14 protein-coding genes and 1 pseudogene are annotated in these 17,726 nt (G+C 71.2%); 10 read left to right on the forward strand and 5 right to left on the reverse strand.

Going from position 1 to position 17,726, the window contains the following annotated elements:
• Positions 1–44: 44 nt before the first annotated feature.
• A complete protein-coding gene (locus ABGB14_RS14060; protein ID WP_347644051.1) occupies positions 45–671 on the forward strand; it encodes a helix-turn-helix domain-containing protein in 627 nt (208 codons plus the stop codon).
• A gap of 86 nt (positions 672–757) precedes the next feature.
• The gene (locus tag ABGB14_RS14065; protein ID WP_347644052.1) at positions 758–2,356 is read left to right on the forward strand and encodes an ATP-binding protein; all 1,599 of its coding nucleotides are present in this window, start codon (positions 758–760) and stop codon (positions 2,354–2,356) included.
• 21 nt (positions 2,357–2,377) lie between these two features.
• Here ABGB14_RS14065 and ABGB14_RS14070 read toward each other — a convergent pair whose 3' ends face one another.
• Positions 2,378–4,045 carry an acyl-CoA dehydrogenase family protein gene (locus tag ABGB14_RS14070; RefSeq protein ID WP_347644053.1) on the reverse strand — a complete coding sequence of 556 codons (1,668 nt, stop codon included), beginning with the start codon at positions 4,043–4,045 and terminating at the stop codon, positions 2,378–2,380.
• 30 nt (positions 4,046–4,075) lie between these two features.
• Here ABGB14_RS14070 and ABGB14_RS14075 point away from each other — a divergent pair, with 30 nt between their 5' ends.
• A complete protein-coding gene (locus tag ABGB14_RS14075) occupies positions 4,076–4,795 on the forward strand; it encodes a PaaX family transcriptional regulator C-terminal domain-containing protein (RefSeq protein WP_347644054.1) in 720 nt (239 codons plus the stop codon).
• Positions 4,796–4,883: 88 nt separating this feature from the next.
• On the opposite strand, the gene ABGB14_RS14080 is transcribed toward ABGB14_RS14075, so the two are convergent.
• Positions 4,884–5,384, reverse strand: coding sequence for a protein-tyrosine phosphatase family protein (locus ABGB14_RS14080; RefSeq protein ID WP_347644055.1), 501 nt, complete (start codon positions 5,382–5,384; stop codon positions 4,884–4,886).
• A 258-nt stretch (positions 5,385–5,642) separates the two neighbouring features.
• Between ABGB14_RS14080 and ABGB14_RS14085 the strand changes: the two genes are divergently transcribed.
• Positions 5,643–8,009, forward strand: a complete 2,367-nt coding sequence (locus ABGB14_RS14085) for a M20/M25/M40 family metallo-hydrolase (RefSeq protein WP_347644056.1) — start codon at positions 5,643–5,645, stop codon at positions 8,007–8,009.
• A gap of 21 nt (positions 8,010–8,030) precedes the next feature.
• On the opposite strand, the gene ABGB14_RS14090 is transcribed toward ABGB14_RS14085, so the two are convergent.
• Positions 8,031–9,044 carry a hypothetical protein gene (locus tag ABGB14_RS14090; RefSeq protein ID WP_347644057.1) on the reverse strand — a complete coding sequence of 338 codons (1,014 nt, stop codon included), beginning with the start codon at positions 9,042–9,044 and terminating at the stop codon, positions 8,031–8,033.
• A gap of 77 nt (positions 9,045–9,121) precedes the next feature.
• Positions 9,122–10,519, reverse strand: coding sequence for a glutamate--cysteine ligase (locus ABGB14_RS14095; protein ID WP_347644058.1), 1,398 nt, complete (start codon positions 10,517–10,519; stop codon positions 9,122–9,124).
• Between the two features lie 168 nt (positions 10,520–10,687).
• Between ABGB14_RS14095 and ABGB14_RS14100 the strand changes: the two are divergent.
• The 6 genes and pseudogenes from ABGB14_RS14100 to ABGB14_RS14125 all read left to right on the forward strand — a co-directional run.
• Positions 10,688–10,897, forward strand: a pseudogene (locus ABGB14_RS14100) (hypothetical protein); the annotation flags it as partial.
• Between the two features lies 1 nt (position 10,898).
• A complete protein-coding gene (locus tag ABGB14_RS14105; RefSeq protein ID WP_347644059.1) occupies positions 10,899–11,945 on the forward strand; it encodes a zinc-dependent alcohol dehydrogenase family protein in 1,047 nt (348 codons plus the stop codon).
• A gap of 28 nt (positions 11,946–11,973) precedes the next feature.
• Positions 11,974–12,942, forward strand: coding sequence for an aldo/keto reductase (locus tag ABGB14_RS14110; RefSeq protein ID WP_347644060.1), 969 nt, complete (start codon positions 11,974–11,976; stop codon positions 12,940–12,942).
• Between the two features lie 38 nt (positions 12,943–12,980).
• Entirely contained in the window at positions 12,981–14,660 is a 1,680-nt protein-coding gene (gene polX / locus ABGB14_RS14115) for a DNA polymerase/3'-5' exonuclease PolX (protein ID WP_347644061.1), read from the forward strand.
• A gap of 112 nt (positions 14,661–14,772) precedes the next feature.
• Positions 14,773–15,495: a hypothetical protein gene (locus ABGB14_RS14120; RefSeq protein ID WP_347644062.1), complete on the forward strand. Its 723-nt coding sequence runs from the start codon at positions 14,773–14,775 to the stop codon at positions 15,493–15,495.
• A gap of 169 nt (positions 15,496–15,664) precedes the next feature.
• Positions 15,665–16,711, forward strand: coding sequence for a sulfite oxidase (locus ABGB14_RS14125; protein ID WP_347644063.1), 1,047 nt, complete (start codon positions 15,665–15,667; stop codon positions 16,709–16,711).
• 61 nt (positions 16,712–16,772) lie between these two features.
• On the opposite strand, the gene ABGB14_RS14130 is transcribed toward ABGB14_RS14125, so the two are convergent.
• Positions 16,773–17,585, reverse strand: coding sequence for an alpha/beta hydrolase (locus ABGB14_RS14130; RefSeq protein WP_347644064.1), 813 nt, complete (start codon positions 17,583–17,585; stop codon positions 16,773–16,775).
• Positions 17,586–17,726: the final 141 nt, after the last annotated feature.

Below are 17,726 nucleotides of genomic sequence, written 5' to 3' on the forward strand. Positions count from 1 at the left end.
CTCCTCAAGTTGAATAGAGCCTCAACTTAGCTAGGCTGGCGGGCATGCGCAAGGACGCCGTACACAACCGCGAGCGACTCCTGGAGGCGGCCCGGCGGCTGTTCGCCGACCGAGGGCTAGACGTGCCGCTCGAAGAGATCGCCCGGACGGCAGGGGTGAGCATCGGAACGCTCTACAACCGCTTCGCCACCCGGGAGGACCTCGTGGAGGCGGTCTTCGAGGACCGGGCGGCCACGGTCGCCGCGATCGCCGAACAGGCCCTGACCGCGGACGACCCATGGGAGGGCTTCGTCGCGTTCCTCACCGGCGTCTGCGAGTTGCAGGCGGCCGACCTCGGCTACAACGACCTCGCCGCACGAGACGGCAAGGGAATCGAGCCGATGGTGCGCATCATCGAACGAGCCCAGGGATCCGGGGCTCTGCGCGGTGACGTGACGCTCGCCGACATGGCTTTCGTGATCTGGGGCGTGGCGGCGACCGTGCGGGCCACGTTCGGGACCGCGCCCGGGGCCTGGCGGCGGCACCTCGCCCTCACCCTCGACGGTCTGCGCTCGACCGCGGCCCACGGGCTACCCGTTCCCCCGATGTCGATCTCCCAGGCGCGGGCGGCGATGAACGAGTGCGGCCAGGCCAGGCTCACACCGCCGGCGAAAGGGACACCAGCTCCTTGAGCTCGAACGGGCGCGATCCGGGCAGGCGCCGACGGTCTCGACGCGGAACCTCACACCAGAACGGCGCATGATGACAGAATGTGAGCATGCGCCCACCCCGAGCGAGATACTTCAACACCACCGGTCCCTGCGGCCCACAGCACCACTACATGCTGTCCCCCGCTCAGCGGCTCCCTCAGGCGCGCGAGCTCATCGACATGGACCGCTACTTCGTGCTGCACGCGCCCCGGCAGACCGGCAAGACCACCACACTGGGCGCCCTGGCGTCCGAGCTGACCGCCGAGGGCGACACCGCGGCCCTGCTGTTCTCCTGCGAACGCGCCAAGGCGGCCGGCGACGACTACGCCGCCGCGGAGTCGCTGCTGCTGGATTCCCTCCGCGAGGCCGCCGAGCGGACGGGATGGCCGGAGAACCTGCTGCCGCCGGATCCCCGGCCGCAGGTCACGCCGGGCGCCCGGTTCGGCTCGGCCCTGAGCGAGTGGTGCCGCCGCTGCCCGCGCCGGGTGGTGCTGTTCCTCGACGAGATCGACGCCCTGCAGGGCAACAGCCTGGTCAGCATCCTCAGCCAGCTCCGCCACGGCCACAACGCCCGGCATGAGGGCCACCCGTTCCCCGCATCCGTGGCACTGTGCGGCCTGCGTGACCTGCGCGACTACAAGGTCGCCTCAGGTGGCGACCCCGAAAGGAGCAATCCGGCCAGCCCGTTCAACATCGTCGCCGAGTCTCTGCGCCTGAGCGACTTCACCCCCGACGAGATCGCCGAGCTCTACGGCCAGCACACCCAGGCCACCGGCCAGGAGTTCACCAAGGACGCGATCGACCGGGTCTTCGAGCTCACCCAGGGACAACCATGGCTGGTCAACGCCCTCGCCTTCGACATCATCCTCCAGAGAGGGACGACCGGCGCCGTCACCGCCGAGGAGGTGGAAGAGGCCAAGGAGCGGCTGATCCGCAAGCGGGCCACCCACCTGGACGCCCTGGTGGCCCGGCTGCACGAGCCACGGGTCAAGCGGGTGATGGAGCCCATGGTGGCCGGGGTCCTGCCCGACATCGACTTCACCTTCTCCGACGATCTGTCCTACGTCCGCGACCTGGGCCTGATCAAGCAGAATCCTCCGCTGGAGGTGGCGAACCCGATCTACCGGGAGGTCGTCCTTCGGGTGCTGGGAGCCCCGTCGGAACAGTACGTGATGGCCGATCCGCGCAGCTTCCTCCTGCCGGACGGCCGGTTCGACCTGCCGCGCCTGTTGCAGGAGTTCGTCGTGTTCTGGCGCGAGCACGGCGAGGTCCTCATCCAGCAGGAGGGCTACCACGAAGCCGCCTGCCAGATCATCCTCATGGCCTTCCTGCACCGCCTGGTCAACGGCGGAGGTCATCTCGACCGCGAATACGCCGCCGGCACCAAACGCCTCGACGTACTGATCCGCTGGCCCTACGCCGGCCCAGGCGGCGAACGGCTCATGCAGCGCGAGGCCATGGAACTCAAGGTATGGCGCGCCGGAGAGAACGACCCGAAGCCCGACGGTCTCGCACAACTCGACCGCTATCTGGACCGGCTCACCCTCACCACCGGTGTGCTGGTCATCTTCGACCGGCGCCCCGAAGCCCCGCCCTGGAAGGATCGAGGCGGCTTCGAGCAGGCGACCACACCCTCCGGCCGCCACATCACCGTACTGCGCGCGTGACGGAGGGCGGTGGCGGGATGGTCAGCCGGTGAACACCCCCGACAGCAGGTCGTCGAACCGCTGCGGGTCCCCGGCGGGGCGGTCGAGTCCGCGCAGGGGGCCGTGATCCACGAGGTGCGCCTCGGCGTACGAGCGGGCCACGAGCGCCTTGCGGCCGTCGTCGAGCCCCCAGCGGGCCTGGTCCTCCAGCAGCGCGGCGGCGTAGACGTCGGCCATGAACTGCGCGAGCGGGTAGAGCCGCTCCTCCGCCACCTCGCGGTCCAGCGTGTGCCACGTCTCGATGGCCTTGGCCAGGTCGTCGATGCGGGCCCCGACCAGGCCGGAGGTGGCCAAGGAGCGCAGCCGGTCGAGGAAGGGCAGGTGCGCCTGCTCCTTGAGCATGGCCCGCCGCACGTCGAGGCAGAGGATGTTGTCCCCGCCCTCCCAGATCGGGTTGACCTGCGCGTCGCGCAGCAGCCTGGCGACCGGCCACTGCTCGATGTAGCCGTTGCCGCCGTGCACCTCGATCGCGTCGCCGGCGGCGGTGACGCCGAGCCGGGCGGCGCGCAGCTTGGTCAGGGCGGGCGCGAGGCGCAGCCGGGGGCTGACGTGCGCGTCGAACACCATCGCCTGCGCCGCCTCGACCTCGACGATCAGCTCGGCCAGCTTGCGGCGCATCAGCGGCTGCTCGATGAGAGGGCGCCCGAACGCCTCGCGCGCCCTGGCGTAGCAGATCGACTCGACCAGCGCCCGCCTGGCCACGCCGAGGCCCATCATGGCCACGCCGAGCCTGGAGGCGTTGGTGAGCTTCATCATGGTGCCGAGGCCGGAGCCCGCGCCCGGATCCGATCCGGCCAGCAGGAACGCCTCCGCCGCGGTGAACTCGACCTCGGCCGAGGCGACCGATCTGGTGCCGAGCTTGTCCTTGAGCCGCCGGATCCGCACGCCGTTGCGCGTGCCGTCGCGCCGCTCCCACAACACCAGGAAGGGCGCCACGTCACCGTCGGGGAGCCGGGCGAGCACGACGAACGCGGAGCCGTTGGCGTTGGAGGCGAACCACTTGAGCCCGGACAGGCTCCACGCGTCGCCGTCGGGGAGGGCGGCGGTTTCCAGGGCGGCCAGGTCGGAGCCGCCCGTCCGTTCGGTGAACATCTGAGCGGCCTCGCCGGAGTAGAAGCCGTTGGCGAAGATCTCCCGCACCTTTTCGCGTACGTCCTCGGGCGCGTGCTTCTCGGCCAGGGAGACCACCATGTCGCCGCCCGTGCCAAGTGCGCAGCCCATCCCGATGTCGGCCTGGTCGAGCAGGTACGTCCACGCGGCGGCGAGCGCGGACGGATCGGCTCCATGCGCCCGCGCCTCCTCGGCGAACGACGGCGCGGTGAAGTTGTTCTCCATGAGCGCCTGCCTGGCGGTCAGGAACGACGGCGGCATGACGACCTCGCTGACGTCCCTGCCCCACTTGTCGTGCTTCTCCAGCCGCGGCGGGTTGCGGTCGGTCTCCTCGGCGCATTCGGCGACGAGCCCGCCCATCAGCGCCCCGAGCCGGTCGAGGTGCGGCTCCGCCCAGGTGTAGCCGTCGCCCAGGTGCCGCCGCATGAGCAGGCGGAGCGTGGGGTCGCAGGCCCACCAGTTGCGCCCGGCGGCGCCCTGGTAGCGCTCGGTGGCGTAGCGGTCACTGCCGTCGAACGGCTCGCTGAGATAGCGCCTCATATCCGGAGTGTTACATATACTCGACACGCGATGGAAGAGCGTAACACCCTGAGTGCCAGGTCGGCCGTGCTCAGCGCGCTGCTGGGCAGCCACCCGCCGCGCCTGCCGGCCCGTCACCTGGTGCGCATCGGCGGGCTGTTCGGCATCGCCGAGGGCACCGTGCGGGTGGCCCTGTCGCGCATGGTCGCGGCCGGTGACCTGGTTCAGGAGGACGGCTTCTACACGCTGTCGGAGCGGCTGGTCGAGCGCCAGGCCAGGCAGGACGAGAGCCGGGATCCGCACACCAGGCCGTGGGACGGCACATGGGAGGTGGCCGTCGTCACCGCCGAGCGGCGCGCGCCCGCCGACCGGGCCGCCCTGCGGCACACGATGACCGCGCTGCGACTGGCCGAATTGCGCGAGGGCGCCTGGCTACGGCCGGCCAACCTGGTGCGCGGCGCGTGGCCGGAGATCGTCACCGCGCAGTGCACGCTGATCGACGGCCGCCCGCACGACGACCCCACTCCCCTGCTGTGGGACCTGGACGGCTGGGCGGCCGAGGCCCGCCGGCTGGAGCGCGCGCTGGACCACGCGGACGGCCTGGCCGAGGGGTTCGTCGTGTCGGCCGCGGTGCTGCGCCACCTGATGGCCGATCCGCTGCTGCCGGACGAGCTGCTGCCGCCCGGCTGGCCGGGCGCGGAGCTGCGGGTCCGTTACGACGCCTTCGACCGCAGCTACCGAGAGGTGCTCAACCGGCATCTCAGCGGCTGACCCGCTCGAGGGGCGCCGACGCGGCCGGATCGCTCCACCCTCCTCTCGCCGTCGGCGGGCGACCTGATCCGCGGTGTGCCGAAGGAGGTCAACGGCTGTCGCGGGCCGGCGGGAAGCGCAGTACCCAGCGGCGCTGCCACGGGGTTTCGACGGCCCGGTGGTGGTGGTGCTCGCGCGTCCAGGCGACGGCGTCGGAGGGGTCCAGCCCGGCCAGGACGGCGAGGCAGGCGATGACCGTACCGGTGCGTCCGATGCCGCCTCCGCAGGCGACCTCCACCGCGGCGCCCGTGCGCGCTCGTTCGTGCAGCGCGCGGATCTGCTGTACGGCCAGATCGCGGTCGCGCGGCAGCAGGAAGTCGGGCCACAGGACCCACGCGTGCGGCCACCGCAGCCCGTCCTCGTGGCGCCGGCGGAGCCGGTCGGAGCCGAGGTAGAGGCCGAAATCGGGCACCGGCCCCTCCGGCAGCGGATGGCGCAGGCCACGGCCGCGGATCCAGGAGCCGTCCGGGAGACGGAGGGCGCCTACGAGCGACGGCCCGCCCGGCCTGCCGGCCTGGTCTGCCGCCGGGCTGTTCACAGGGTCTTCCACCTAGGTTCTCCTCATGCCTCTCGCTGGGGCGGCGACGTCCGGCCACCGCCGTGCACGATGGTTCGACGGACACCGCGCCGACCGCTCCTTGCGCGGCGCGCTCTCAGCCGGCCGACGTGTCATGCATCAGAGGGTACGAGTGGTGCGGCAGGCCTGGAATGAGGCGCATCGCCGTCTCATAGCTGTGGAAAACCCCAGGTGCGCGCGGGCAGGCGCCTCATTCCGCAGGGCGAGTGACCCGGCTTAGCCTTCCTGGCCATGATCAGTAAGTTGTTCGACGTCCCGCGGCGGCTGCCGGCCGGGACGGCGGCCCTGCTCGCCCTGATGGTGGTGGTCATGGTGTCCGCCATGGCCGACAGCACCATGCAGCCCCTGCCGGCCACCGCCCCGGGCGAGCGGTTCAGCGCCGAGCGAGCGCTGGTTCACCTCAAGAAGTTCGCCGCTGAACCGCGCCCCATCGGCAGCCCGGCGAGCGGCCGCGCCCGGGACTACCTGGCCGGGCAACTGCGCGCGGCAGGGTTGCGGGTCGAGATCCAGCGTTCGGTCGGCGCCCGGACCGCCGCGGGGCTGGCGACGTTCGGCCAGGCCGACAACATCGTGGGCCGGCTCCCGGGAACGGGCTCGACCGGAACCGTGCTCATCGCCGCGCACTACGACTCGGCGGCCATGGGACCGGGCGCCTCCGACGACGGCGCCGCGGTGGCCGCGATGATCGAGACCGTCCGGGCGCTGCGCGACGGTCCCCGGCCGCGCAACGACATCGTGCTGCTCATGTCGGACGGCGAGGAGGACGGCGTGCTCGGCGCCGACGCCTTTGTCCGCGGCCACCCCCTGGGCAAGGCCGGCGGCGTGCTGCTGAACTGGGAGGCCCGCGGTGTCAGCGGCCCCTCGCTGATGTTCGAGACCTCGGCGAACAACGCCCGCCTGGTCGAGACCTTCGTCCGTGCGGTCCCCGCGCCGCGCGGTCACTCCGCCATGGTGGAGCTGTATCGGCTGCTGCCCAACAACACCGACTTCACCCCGCTGACCAAGGCCGGTTTCGCCGGTATGAACTTCGCCTACATCCAGCGTTCCTCGCTCTATCACACCGCGGGCGACTCCATCGCCAACCTCAACCGGGGCAGCCTGCAACATCACGGCACCAACATGCTGGCGCTGGCGCGCGCCCTCGGCGACGCGGACCTGCGGACGCTGGACTCCGACCATGACGTCACCTATTTCCGCGCGCTCGGCACCATGATCACCTATCCAGGTGAGCTCGTCTGGCCGCTGGCGGCGCTGGCCTTCACCGCGGTGGCGGGCCTGGCGCTGCTGGCCCGCGTCAGGCGGCTGCTGAGCCTGCCCCGGCTGATCGCGGCCACGGTCTCGGCCGTGGTGCCGCTGGTGCTGTCGGCCGCCTTGGCGCAGGGACTGTGGGAACTGCTGGTGGCCTGGCGGCCCGCCTACGACCTGATGGGCGGGCTGCTGCACCGTCCGGGGCCGTACCAGGCGGCGATCGCGGTCCTGTGCGCCCTGGCGGTCCTCGGCTGGTACCTGGTGCTGCGGCGCAGGTTCGGTCCGGCGGCGCCGGCGGTCGGGGCGCTGTTCTGGCTCGCCGGGCTGGGCGTGCTGTGCGCGTGGGTCGCTCCCGGGGCGTCCTTCCTGTTCGCCCTGCCGGCGCTGGCGGGCGCGCTCGGCTGGCTGGCCGCGGTACTGCTCCGCACGCCCGCCTGGGCGCGGACCGTCGCGGCGATGCTGGGCCCGATCACGGCCGCGATGTTGCTGCCGTCCCTGGCCGGGGACGTCTTCGACGGGATGGGGCTGGCACTCGGCGGGGCGAGCGCGCTGGTGCTGACGGTGTTCGGGCTGGTCCTGGTGCCGATCGCGGAACTGTTCCTGCCCGATCCCGCCACCCGGCGCGAACGGGCCGCCCTGCTCCTCGTGCCCATGACGGCGCTGCTCCTCACGGCGGCGCTGGTCGCCTCCGGGCTCGTGGTGGACGATTTCGACGCCGACCAGCCCCAGCGCACGCATCTGGCGTACGTCATGGACGCCGGCACCCGCACCGCCCACTGGGTCAGCGCCGACGCGGACCCGGCGCGGTGGACCAGGCGGTACGTGTCCGGCCACGACACCTCCAAGCTGCCCCCCGGATACGCACGAGGCACGCTGTGGACCGGGCGCGCGCCGGCGATCGCCGCCACAGGCCCGCGAGCCGCCGTCCTGGCCCACAGCGAGGACACGCTCAAACTGCACGTGAGAGCGGGGAAGGGCGCGCGCTCGGTGACGCTGCGGCTCGATCGGCCGATCACCCACGCCACCGCGTCAGCCGGCCGGTACGGGTCGGCGAGCGTGCCCGTCACCGGTACGCGAGCCGGGACCTGGCCCTCGGAGATCCGCTTCCGCGGCATCCCTGCCCAGGGAGTCCAGATCACCGTGCGCACACCGGAGGCGGACCGGATCCGCCTCACCGTCATCGGTGAGACCGACGGGTTGACCGCGGTGCCGGGCTTCGTCCCCAGGCCTCCTCACCTGGTCGCGGCCACCAGGGAGGACGGCGATCTCACCGCGGTCACCCGCGGCTACACCCTGACCAGGGACTCCGGGTCCGGGACGGCCCGGAGTCGCCCGGCGGACGAGCTCTGACAGGGGAGCCCGACCGGCATGTCAGAGGCCGACCCCGAAGATCACCCGCTTGTTCGTGTACTCGGTGACGCTCCACAGCCTGCCGTCCTGCACGGTCAGGTCCTCGGGCCCGATCGGGAAGGGTCTGGTCCGCGTCGTCTCGCCGGCGTGGACGAGCAGCTTGCCGTTCGCGGTCGAGCCGGCCGACTGGCTCAGGTACCACGTGCCGCCGGACGACAGCGCCCCCTGGATCTTGGGGTGACCCAGCACGAACGCGTCCTGGGGCTCGCCGCCGGCCAGATCCAGGGTCCAGCGCGCGACCCAGCCGCCGGGGTCGTCCCCCCGGAACTCGCCCGTGATCAGCAGTGGGGTGGCCCCGCTGCGGTCGACCGACACGAACGAGAACCGCGGCCCCGCCGCGGCGACCTGCCACAGGTCGGTCTGCGGGATCACGTAGCGGTAGCCGAAGGCGTGGAACTTGCCGTCGTGCCGTCCCACCCGCCCGGGGTCGCCCAGGTCGTTCTGGGCGGTGCGCAGGTCGAGGAGGTTGCGCAGGTCGAAGACCCGCAGGCCCCTGACGGTGTCGGCCACGTAGAGCAGGTCGCCGTGGCAGGCGATGCCGCCCGCGTGGATGTCGATCGGCGCGTACGAGCCGTCGGGCTCGGCCGTGACCAGCAGCGCGTGCCGGTACTTCAGCGTCTGCGGGCTCAGGAAGCTCACCCTGATGCCCCGCTCGCCGGCCTCCGGCCGGAAGTACCAGCTCACGATGAACACCGGCACGCCGATGGTGCCGGAGTCCGCCCCGCCGGTCAGGCCCTGCGGGTACCAGTCGGGGGTGCGCTGGTCGCCGTCGTCGAAGGCGTACCACTCGGCCGGTTCCGGCTGCATCGACCCCAGCGCGCCCGCCGCGCCCTTGCGCACGGCGGTCCTGTTGGCCTGGGCCAGCACCGCCTCCACAGCGGTGGCGCCGATCTCTCCCGCCAGCTTGGCCGCCCCCTCGGGCAGGTCGCCGGTCGCGCGCGACAAGGCATAGGGGGCCTTATCGGTGGGAACCATCCCCTTTGCCGCCATATCTCCCTCACTTTCCCGTCCCTTGACTGGATTTGACGGAGCAGGCAGGGCAGAGGTTGCGCTCAATCCCACAAATGCACGGGCAATCCCGAAAGTGCCAGCTCACGGTAGCTGCGCACGAGCCGCTCCCGGTCGCCGCCGAATCGCGCGAGCGCCTCGCGCTGCCACACCGAGCCCGTACGCCGCAGCCGGGTCCGCTGCGCGATGACGCCCAGCGCCCGGTCGGCGTCGTGCGCCGCCACCCCGGCCGCGAGCAACCCCTCCCGCGCCTCGGGCAGCAGCGAGAGCACCAGCTCCCCCGCCTCGAACTCGGCGTCGCTGCCCGGCCACGAGAGCTTCGCGTCCAGCCCGTGCATGGCCGCGCGGTAGAAGTTCTGGTACGCCTGCGCGAAGCGGTAGCCGGTCAGGTCGCGCTCCGCCTGCGACAACGTCAGCCCCAGGAGGAAGGCCGTGTTCGCGGCCATGTCCGCGCAGGACGGCCCCGCGGGCAGCGCGCGCATCTCGATCCGCAGGTGACCGCTGTCGGCCGGGTCGTAGACGGGCCGGTTCCACTGCCAGATCGTGCCCTGGTGCAGCCGCAGCTCGGGCACCTCGTGCGGGCGCGGATCCTCGGTGAGGTCGGGCACGATCGGCTCGTAGTCGCGTACGTACCGCTCGAACAGCTCGTGCGCGCCCTCATGCACCCAGTCCGAGCCGAACGTGACCCGCCCGTCCCTGCGCCCGAGCCGCGCCACGTCCCGGTCGTCGGCGGCCTCCTCCATCAGCGCGATGCGGGTCTCCTCCCACAGCTCGCGCCCCAGGAAGAACGGCGAGTTGCCGCAGACGGCCAGCACCGGGCCGATGGCGAGCTGGGCGGCGTTGAACAGCCGGGCGAACCGCTCCGGCGGCGTACGGATGTGCACCTGCCACGAGGTGTTGGCGGCCTCGAGGATCACGTCCTCCACCGACAGCTCCAGATCCTCGATCTTGACCAGGAACGGTTCAAGCCGCAGCCGGCGAAAGCCCCTGCTCATCGCGCGGTAACGGTTCTGGTCGCTCATCGCGCCCACCGTGAAGTCGTCGGCGCTGAGGGTGGGGAGGATGCCGATGGGCAGGGCGCCACCACCCTCGACGGCGCCGTCCACCTTGCTGATCGTCTCCTGGACCTCGGCGCTCAGCGTCTCGAACGGCGTGCCCGCGAGCGGCGTGGGGGTGAGGTTCACCTCGAGGTTGAAGCGGCCGAGCTCCAGCACGACGCGCTCGTCGCCGAGCGCCTCCCGCACCTGGCTGTTGCGCGGCAGCGGCCTGCCCCGCTCGTCGATGAGGAACAGCTCGAGCTCCGCCCCGATCGTGGCGGGGCCCTGACCGAAGCCGGGGGTGGCCAGCAGCTCACGGAGCACGCCCACCTGCTCCTGGAGGCGTTCGCCGAAACGGACGTACTCCGCTTCGGTGAAGCGCTCCTTATCCAGATCTCGTCCCATCACCCCTAACTGTCCCCCTCGTCATGGTTGACACCTCACCGGGGAAGGAAGCCGTCGTCCTGCTGGTAGGAGCCGGTAGGGCCGTCGGCGCCGAGGGTCGGGCCGCTACCCCGGTGACCGCAAACTGCAGGCGCTGATCACCGAGATGGTGGCCTCAGTCCCGAGTTCGCGGCCCTGTGGGCTCGCCACGAGGTCGGGATCCGCAGGGAGCAGCGCAAGCGCATCCACCACCCCCAGGTGGGCACGATCGACGCGATCTGCCAGGTCATGCCGGTGCCCGACCGCGACGACCTCCGCCTGGTCCCCTACACGACCGCACCGGGCTCGCCCGCACACCGGGCCTTGCGCGAGCTGCGGGAGTTGACCCTAAGCTCGTGAGATGAGAGCGGTTGCCTTTGACCTCTTCGGTGGCGAACTCGACGTTCGCGAGCTGCCCGACCCGTCGCCCGCCCCGCACGGGGCGGTGATCAGGGTCGAGGCGACGGGGTTGTGCCGCTCCGACTGGCACGGCTGGCAGGGTCACGACCCCGACATCACCTCCCTTCCCCACGTGCCGGGCCACGAGCTGGCGGGCGTGGTGGAGGCGGTCGGCTCCGACGTGCGCGGCTGGCTGCCCGGCGCGCGGGTGACCCTGCCGTTCGTCTGCGCCTGCGGCTCGTGCTCGTCCTGTGTCACCGGCGACCAGCAGGTGTGCGAGCGGCAGACGCAGCCGGGCTTCACCCACTGGGGTTCGTACGCCGAGTTCGTGGCGGTCGAGCACGCCGACGTCAACCTCGTCGCGGTGCCCGAGGACATGGCCTACGTCACCGCCGCGGGGCTGGGCTGCCGCTTCGCCACCGCCTTCCGCGCCGTCTCGCAGGTCGGGGAGGTGCGTCCCGGCGAGTGGGTGGCGGTGCACGGCTGCGGCGGCGTGGGGTTGTCGGCCGTCATGATCGCGACGGCGGCCGGGGCGCGCGTGGTGGCCGTGGACATCAGCACCGACGCGCTGCACCTGGCCGAGCAGGCGGGTGCGACGCACTTCGTCAACGGCTCGGCCGGCGACGCGGCGGCCCAGGTCAGGGAGCTGACCAGAGGCGGCGCCCACCTGTCCGTCGACGCGCTGGGCAGCCCTCAGACGTGCCTGGCATCCGTCGAGAGCCTGCGCAGGCGGGGCAGGCACGTCCAGGTGGGGCTGCTGCCCGGAGGGCCGACGCCGGTGCCGATGGACCGCGTGATCGGCCACGAGCTGCGGCTGCTCGGCAGCCACGGCATGGCCGCGCACGCCTACCCGCCGATGCTGGAGATGATCAGGGCCGGCATCCTCCATCCCGACCAGCTGATCACCCGCACGATCGGGCTGGCCGACGCCGGCAAGGCACTGGTCTCGATCGGCTCGGTGCCGGGCGTCACGATGATCGTTCCCAGGGCTCCGCACGGAGCGCCCTGAGCGCCGGCCGGAGTCATAAAATCAGGCCATGGACTACAGACGACTTGGCAACACGGGCCTGAACGTGTCGCGGATCTGCCTCGGCATGATGAGCTACGGCGATCCGGCCCGGCAGAAGTGGGCGCTGCCGCAGCCCGAGGCCGAGCCGATGATCCGCAGGGCCGCCGACGCCGGGGTGAACTTCTTCGACACCGCCGACATCTACAGCCGGGGTGAGAGCGAGGTCGTGACCGGAAACGCGCTGCGCGCGATCTTCCCGCGGCGCGAGGACTATGTGCTGGCCACCAAGGTCTATTTCCCCATGGGCAAGGGGGTCAACGACGGCGGCCTGTCGCGCAAGCACATCCACGCCGCCATCGACGCCTCGCTCTCCCGGCTCGGCACCGACCACGTCGACCTTTACCAGATCCACCGGTGGGACGACGAGACGCCGATCGAGGAGACCATGGAGGCGTTGCACGACGTGGTCAAGGCGGGCAAGGCCCGCTACGTCGGCGCCTCGTCCATGTGGGCCTGGCAGTTCGCCAAGGCGCAGCACGTGGCGGAGGCCCACGGCTGGACGAAATTCGTCTCGATGCAGCCGCACTACAACCTCCTCTACCGCGAGGAGGAGCGCGAGATGGTGCCGCTCTGCGCCGACCAGGGCGTGGGCGTGATCCCGTGGAGCCCGCTCGCGCGCGGCGTGCTCGCCAGGGCGGGCTCCCACGCCACGACGGCCAGGACGGGGTCCGACGCGCGCATCGACCACCTGTACGACCCGGAGAACGACAAGGTCGTGATCGACCGGGTGGCGCAGGTGGCGAGCGACCGCGGCCTGCCGCCCGCCCAGGTGGCCCTGGCCTGGCTGCTGCACCAGCCTGCCGTGACCGCCCCGATCGTGGGCGCCACGAAGGACCGGCACGTCGACGACGCGGTGGCCGCCGTGTCGGTGACGTTGTCGGCCGACGAGCTCGACTTCCTCGCGGCCCCGTACCGGCCGCGTGAGGTGCGCTTCTGAGAGGCGAGATTGTCGGCCCCGGACCCTAGGGTGGTTCCATGCGGGCGAATGAGGATGCGGCGGCGGCGCTGCAGGAATACGCGGAGCTGTTCGCGCTCTGCGGCGGCGACGCCTTCCGGGTGCGGAGTTACCAGAAGGCGGCCAAGGCGATCGCCGGGTTCCCCGAGGACATCTCGGTCACCGACGTGCGCGTCGTTCCCGGGGTGGGCGAGGCGATCGCCAAGAAGATGGAGGAGTTCCTGCGGCGCGGGAGCTTCCGGCAGCTCGACGATCTGCGCGGCCGGGTGCCCGAGGGCGTGCGCAGGCTGACCCGGGTGCCGACGCTGGGGCCGAAGACGGCCATCATGCTGTTCGAGGACTTCGGCATCGACTCGCCCACGGCGCTGAGCGAGGCCATCACCGCCGGCCGGCTCGACGGGGTCAAGGGGCTGGGCCCCAAGACGCTGGCCAATCTCCGCAAGGGCGTCGAGCAGCTCGAGCAGTCGGGCCGCCGGGTGCACATCGGGATCGCCATGTCGCTGGCCGAGCAGGTGATGGCCTCGCTGGAGGCCGAGCGCATGGCCTACGCGGGCTCGCTGCGGCGGATGAAGGACACGATCGGCGACATCGACATCCTCGCCGTCGCGCCCGAGTCCGTCATGGCCGCCTTCCGTGCCCAGCCCTACGTCGCCGAGGTGATCGCGGCGGGCGACAAGAAGACCTCGGTCCGCACCACGTCCGGGGTCCAGGTCGACCTGCGGGTGGTGCCGGCCGGATCGTGGGGCGCGGCGATGCAATACTTCACCGGTTCCAAGGAGCACAACGTCGCCATCAGGGAGATGGCGGTGAAGAAGGGCTGGAAGCTGTCCGAATACGGGCTGTTCGAGGGCGACCGGGTGATCGCCGCCGCGTCCGAGGAGGACATCTACGACGCGCTCGGCATGCAGTTCGTGCCACCGCCGCTGCGGGAGGACGGCGGCGAGGTCAAGGCGGCGCTCCGCGGTGAGCTGCCCACCCTGATCCAGCTCACCGACCTCAAGGGCGACCTGCACACCCACACCGACCTGACCGACGGCATCGCCTCGCTGGACGACATGGTGGCGGCCGGCCGCGCCCGCGGCTACTCCTACTACGCGGTCACCGACCACGCTCCCGACCTGGCGATGCAGCGGATGACCCTGGACAAGGCGCTGGAGCAGCGGGGCCAGGTGGCCGAGCTGCAGCGCCGGCATCCCGGCATGCGGCTGCTGCACGGCACCGAGCTCAACATCGCGCCCGACGGATCGGTCGACTGGCCGGCGGAGGTCCTGCGCGGGTTCGACGTGTGCGTCGCCTCGGTGCACTCCCACTTCGGGATGCCGCGCGAGGAGATGACACGCCGCTTCATCACCGCCTGCGAGAATCCGTACGTCGACATCATCGGCCACCCGACGACCAGGAAGATCGGCAAGCGCCCGCCCGTCGACGCCGACTGGGACGCCGTCTTCCGGGCGGCCGCCCGCACCGGCACCGCCATGGAGATCGACTCCTACCCCGACCGCTCCGACCTGCCGGCCGACCTGGTGCGGCTGGCCAGGCACCATGGGGTCAAGTTCTCGATCGACAGCGACTCGCACGCGATCCCGCACCTCGCCAACCAGCGGTTCGGGGTGGGGATCGCGCAGCGGGCGTGGCTGACCACCGACGATGTCATCAACACCTGGCCCCTCGACCGCCTCCTGTCCTTCCTGGGGCGCTGACCTCCTCCGCGGCCGGTCTCCTACCAGGGGTTGACCGACCCCGGGTGGATGTGCGGCGGCCGGGAATGCGGGAGAGTGTCCTCGCCGAGCCGGCCACCCCGAGGAGGACACGATGGGTTCCCCGACAAGGAAGGCGCGCAAGCTGGGGGCGCGCGTTCTCGCCGCTGTCGCCGCGCTGCTCATCGCGGCCGTCGCCGGTGTCGCGCTCGCCTATCCCTCCATGGCCGCGACGACGTGCCCGGGCTGTTACGGCCTGACCGAGGCGGAGGAGGGCATCTACACGGAGCCCGATCTTGAGGACGCCGAGCGGGCCCGGGTGAAGCAGGTGGCCGAGCAGGCACGCCGGCGGGTCAGCGCCTTCTACGGCGCTCCGGTCAGCGCCCCCGACCTGCTCGTCTGCCTGACGGAAGACTGCTATGCGCGCATCGGCGGGGGCAAGGAGCGCGGGGTGGCGGTGCTCAACCGGTCGGTGATGCTCTCGCCCCGCGGGGTGAACGCGGTGATCGCCTCCCACGAGATGGCCCACGTCGAGTTGCACGCCCGGCTCTCCGCCGGGGCTGACATGCCGCAGTGGTTCGACGAGGGCCTGGCCGTGGTGGTCTCCGGCGACGCCCGCTACCTGGCCCCCGCGTCCGCCGGGGACCGCTGCCTGGTCGAGCCCACCGGCGCTCTGCCTGTCACGCTGGAGGAGTGGCTGGCCGCCGCAAGCCGCGACGCCGGCACGTACGCGAAGTCCGCCTGCCAGGTGAGCCGCTGGTTGCGCGACCACGGCGGCCGGGCCGCGTTAGCGACCCTGATCGAGCGTCTCAACGCCGGTGAGCCGTTCCCCGGCTAGCGTGGCCGGGCATGTGCTCCTGCAGGTGGGGGCAGGGGTAACGGTGCTGCACAAGTGGAGCACGTTCCTAACCGGTCGGACACGGATTGCCGCGAGAAGCACCGTCAGGGCACGAGAGGAGATTAAATGGTTTCCAGGTAGGAAATACCGAGTGCCGGAGGTGACGTCCATGAAGCAGGCCACGGCGACGATCGTCAAGCCGCTGCCCGACCATCTGTTCAGGGTGCACGGTGAGAGCGCCGAGATGCGATGGGAAGCCATGTCCGGGGTGGGCTACCACACCCCCAACGACCGGTTCTTCGTGCGCAACCACACCTCCACACCGCTCATCGACGCGACGACCTGGCGCCTGCGCGTCCATGGCGCGGGGGTTCGATGTCCGCGCGAGTTCGGCTACGACGAGCTGCGGGGCATGCGGTCGCGGACGTTCGACGTGGCGATCGAGTGCGCGGGCAACGGCCGGCGGTTCTACGGCACGCAGCAGCACGACGCCGCTCCCGGCACCCAGTGGGGGTTGGGCGCGATCGGGGTCGCGCGCTGGCGGGGCGTGCTGCTGAAAGACCTGCTCAAGGAGGTGGGCGTGCGTCCAGGGGCGGTGGACGTGCTGCCCACCGGCCTCGACGCCCCCTTCGAGCGCTACGGGCACGTGAGCCGCCCGCTGCCGATCGACAAAGCCATGGACGACGTCCTCGTCGCCTACGAGATGAACGGCGTGCCGCTCCCCGCCGACCATGGATTCCCGGCGCGGCTGGTGGTGCCGGGGTGGGTGGGCGTGGCGTCCATCAAGTGGCTCGGCGATATAGAGGTTTCGACGAGCGAGCTTCAGACGCCATGGAACACGGTCTTCTATGCCGATGTCACGACAAATCCGGCCAAGAGCGCTTTCGAGCTCGCCTGGAATGCCCGCCTGCCCGTCGGCGGGCCGCACATCCTGCACGGCCGGTCATGGTCGGGGCGAGGCCGGATCGTCCGGGTGGAGGTCAGCTTCGACGGCGGAGCGAGCTGGCGCGAGGCCCAGCACCACGGCCGGCACCTGGTCAGCACCTGGCTGCCGTGGCACATCGCGTGGACTCCCCGGCGCACGGGAGCTCACGTGCTCATGGCGCGCGCGACCGACGCGAGCGGCGCCACCCAGCCCCTCGTCACGCCCCACCATCCTTTCGGATATCACTTCGACGCCGTCGTCCGCCATCCCCTTGACGTGGTCACCGGATAGAGGTGCCGCATTCACTGCGCCGAATCGCCCCCGAAAGGGCAGGCATGCCCTATATTTATTATTACTGGCCGATCACGCGATCGCGTGAATTTTCGTCATTCCCCAGAAATCGGGAAACAGCCGCAAGCCATGCCTCCGGCTGGTCTATATGTGCCATATGGCCAGCCTCGTCCAGGACAATCGCATCCGTGCACGGCGTAAGTGCCACCAAAGAGGCGGGAAAGGTCATGTCATATCGTCCATGCAACAAGAACAGCGGGATTCCGGAAAGACGCTCGACCGCGTCAGGATGACGAGCGGAAGGAAGGCGGCCCTCCCGCCAGGCCCGCAGATATGTGGCGGTGAACATCACCCGCTCCAGCCGCCTGCGATAGCCGGGTAACGACTGCTCCCGCCAGACGTTGAGCGGCGCGTTCCGGAACGCCTCAGCCCTGACAAGCTCCACACCGTCCAGGGCCGGATCCTCCCAAAGGGAGGGATGGGCAGCGGCGCGGCGCTCATATTCCTCCCATCCGTCGAAGGCGCCGGCGGGCACGGGCAGGACACTGCTTGAGGCGACAATCAGACGCCGGACCAGATGCGGCGCCTGAATGGCCAGGCGCTGGGCGATGAGGCCGCCGTACGAGAAACCGAGCACGTCCACAGCCGGCGATCCGATCAGCTCGATGAGATCGGCCACCATCGCATCAGGGGTGAGCGGCTCAGCGGCAGGGGAGCGACCGCATCCACGGAGGTCGGGAAAGAGCAGGCGCCGATCACCCGCCAGCTCGCGCAGCGGCTCGACCAGGTAGCTGTGGTCCCAGCCAGGCCCGCCATGAACCACCAGGAGCGTGCGATCGGCAGGGCCGTCACACTCTCGAACAGTGAGGCGCATACGGGCATGCTAGTCCCCGCCCGGGCAGCCGATCACCCGCGCCTCCCGCGGCCAGGCGATCCGCGGCCGCGACCTTGAACGGCGGCGCCTTCCCCATCCGGGACGAGCGGTCCGGTCGAGGAGGTTCGTCCACCGCTCGCA

Origin of the sequence: Nonomuraea sp. B10E15 (genome assembly GCF_039871615.1) — a bacterium.
In the GTDB taxonomy this organism is placed as follows: Bacteria; Actinomycetota; Actinomycetes; order Streptosporangiales; family Streptosporangiaceae; genus Nonomuraea.

Excerpts from the sequence above, each read along its gene's own strand:
- ABGB14_RS14065 (WP_347644052.1), top strand. The coding sequence starts at position 758 with ATGCGCCCACCCCGAGCGAGATACTTCAACACCACCGGTCCCTGCGGC.
- ABGB14_RS14110 (WP_347644060.1), top strand. The coding sequence starts at position 11,974 with ATGGACTACAGACGACTTGGCAACACGGGCCTGAACGTGTCGCGGATC.
- ABGB14_RS14130 (WP_347644064.1), bottom strand. The coding sequence starts at position 17,585 with ATGCGCCTCACTGTTCGAGAGTGTGACGGCCCTGCCGATCGCACGCTC.
- ABGB14_RS14095 (WP_347644058.1), bottom strand. The coding sequence starts at position 10,519 with ATGGGACGAGATCTGGATAAGGAGCGCTTCACCGAAGCGGAGTACGTC.
- ABGB14_RS14120 (WP_347644062.1), top strand. The coding sequence starts at position 14,773 with ATGGGTTCCCCGACAAGGAAGGCGCGCAAGCTGGGGGCGCGCGTTCTC.
- ABGB14_RS14070 (WP_347644053.1), bottom strand. The coding sequence starts at position 4,045 with ATGAGGCGCTATCTCAGCGAGCCGTTCGACGGCAGTGACCGCTACGCC.
- ABGB14_RS14090 (WP_347644057.1), bottom strand. The coding sequence starts at position 9,044 with ATGGTTCCCACCGATAAGGCCCCCTATGCCTTGTCGCGCGCGACCGGC.
- ABGB14_RS14125 (WP_347644063.1), top strand. The coding sequence starts at position 15,665 with ATGAAGCAGGCCACGGCGACGATCGTCAAGCCGCTGCCCGACCATCTG.
- polX (WP_347644061.1), top strand. The coding sequence starts at position 12,981 with ATGCGGGCGAATGAGGATGCGGCGGCGGCGCTGCAGGAATACGCGGAG.
- ABGB14_RS14060 (WP_347644051.1), top strand. The coding sequence starts at position 45 with ATGCGCAAGGACGCCGTACACAACCGCGAGCGACTCCTGGAGGCGGCC.
- ABGB14_RS14075 (WP_347644054.1), top strand. The coding sequence starts at position 4,076 with ATGGAAGAGCGTAACACCCTGAGTGCCAGGTCGGCCGTGCTCAGCGCG.
- ABGB14_RS14105 (WP_347644059.1), top strand. The coding sequence starts at position 10,899 with ATGAGAGCGGTTGCCTTTGACCTCTTCGGTGGCGAACTCGACGTTCGC.
- ABGB14_RS14085 (WP_347644056.1), top strand. The coding sequence starts at position 5,643 with ATGATCAGTAAGTTGTTCGACGTCCCGCGGCGGCTGCCGGCCGGGACG.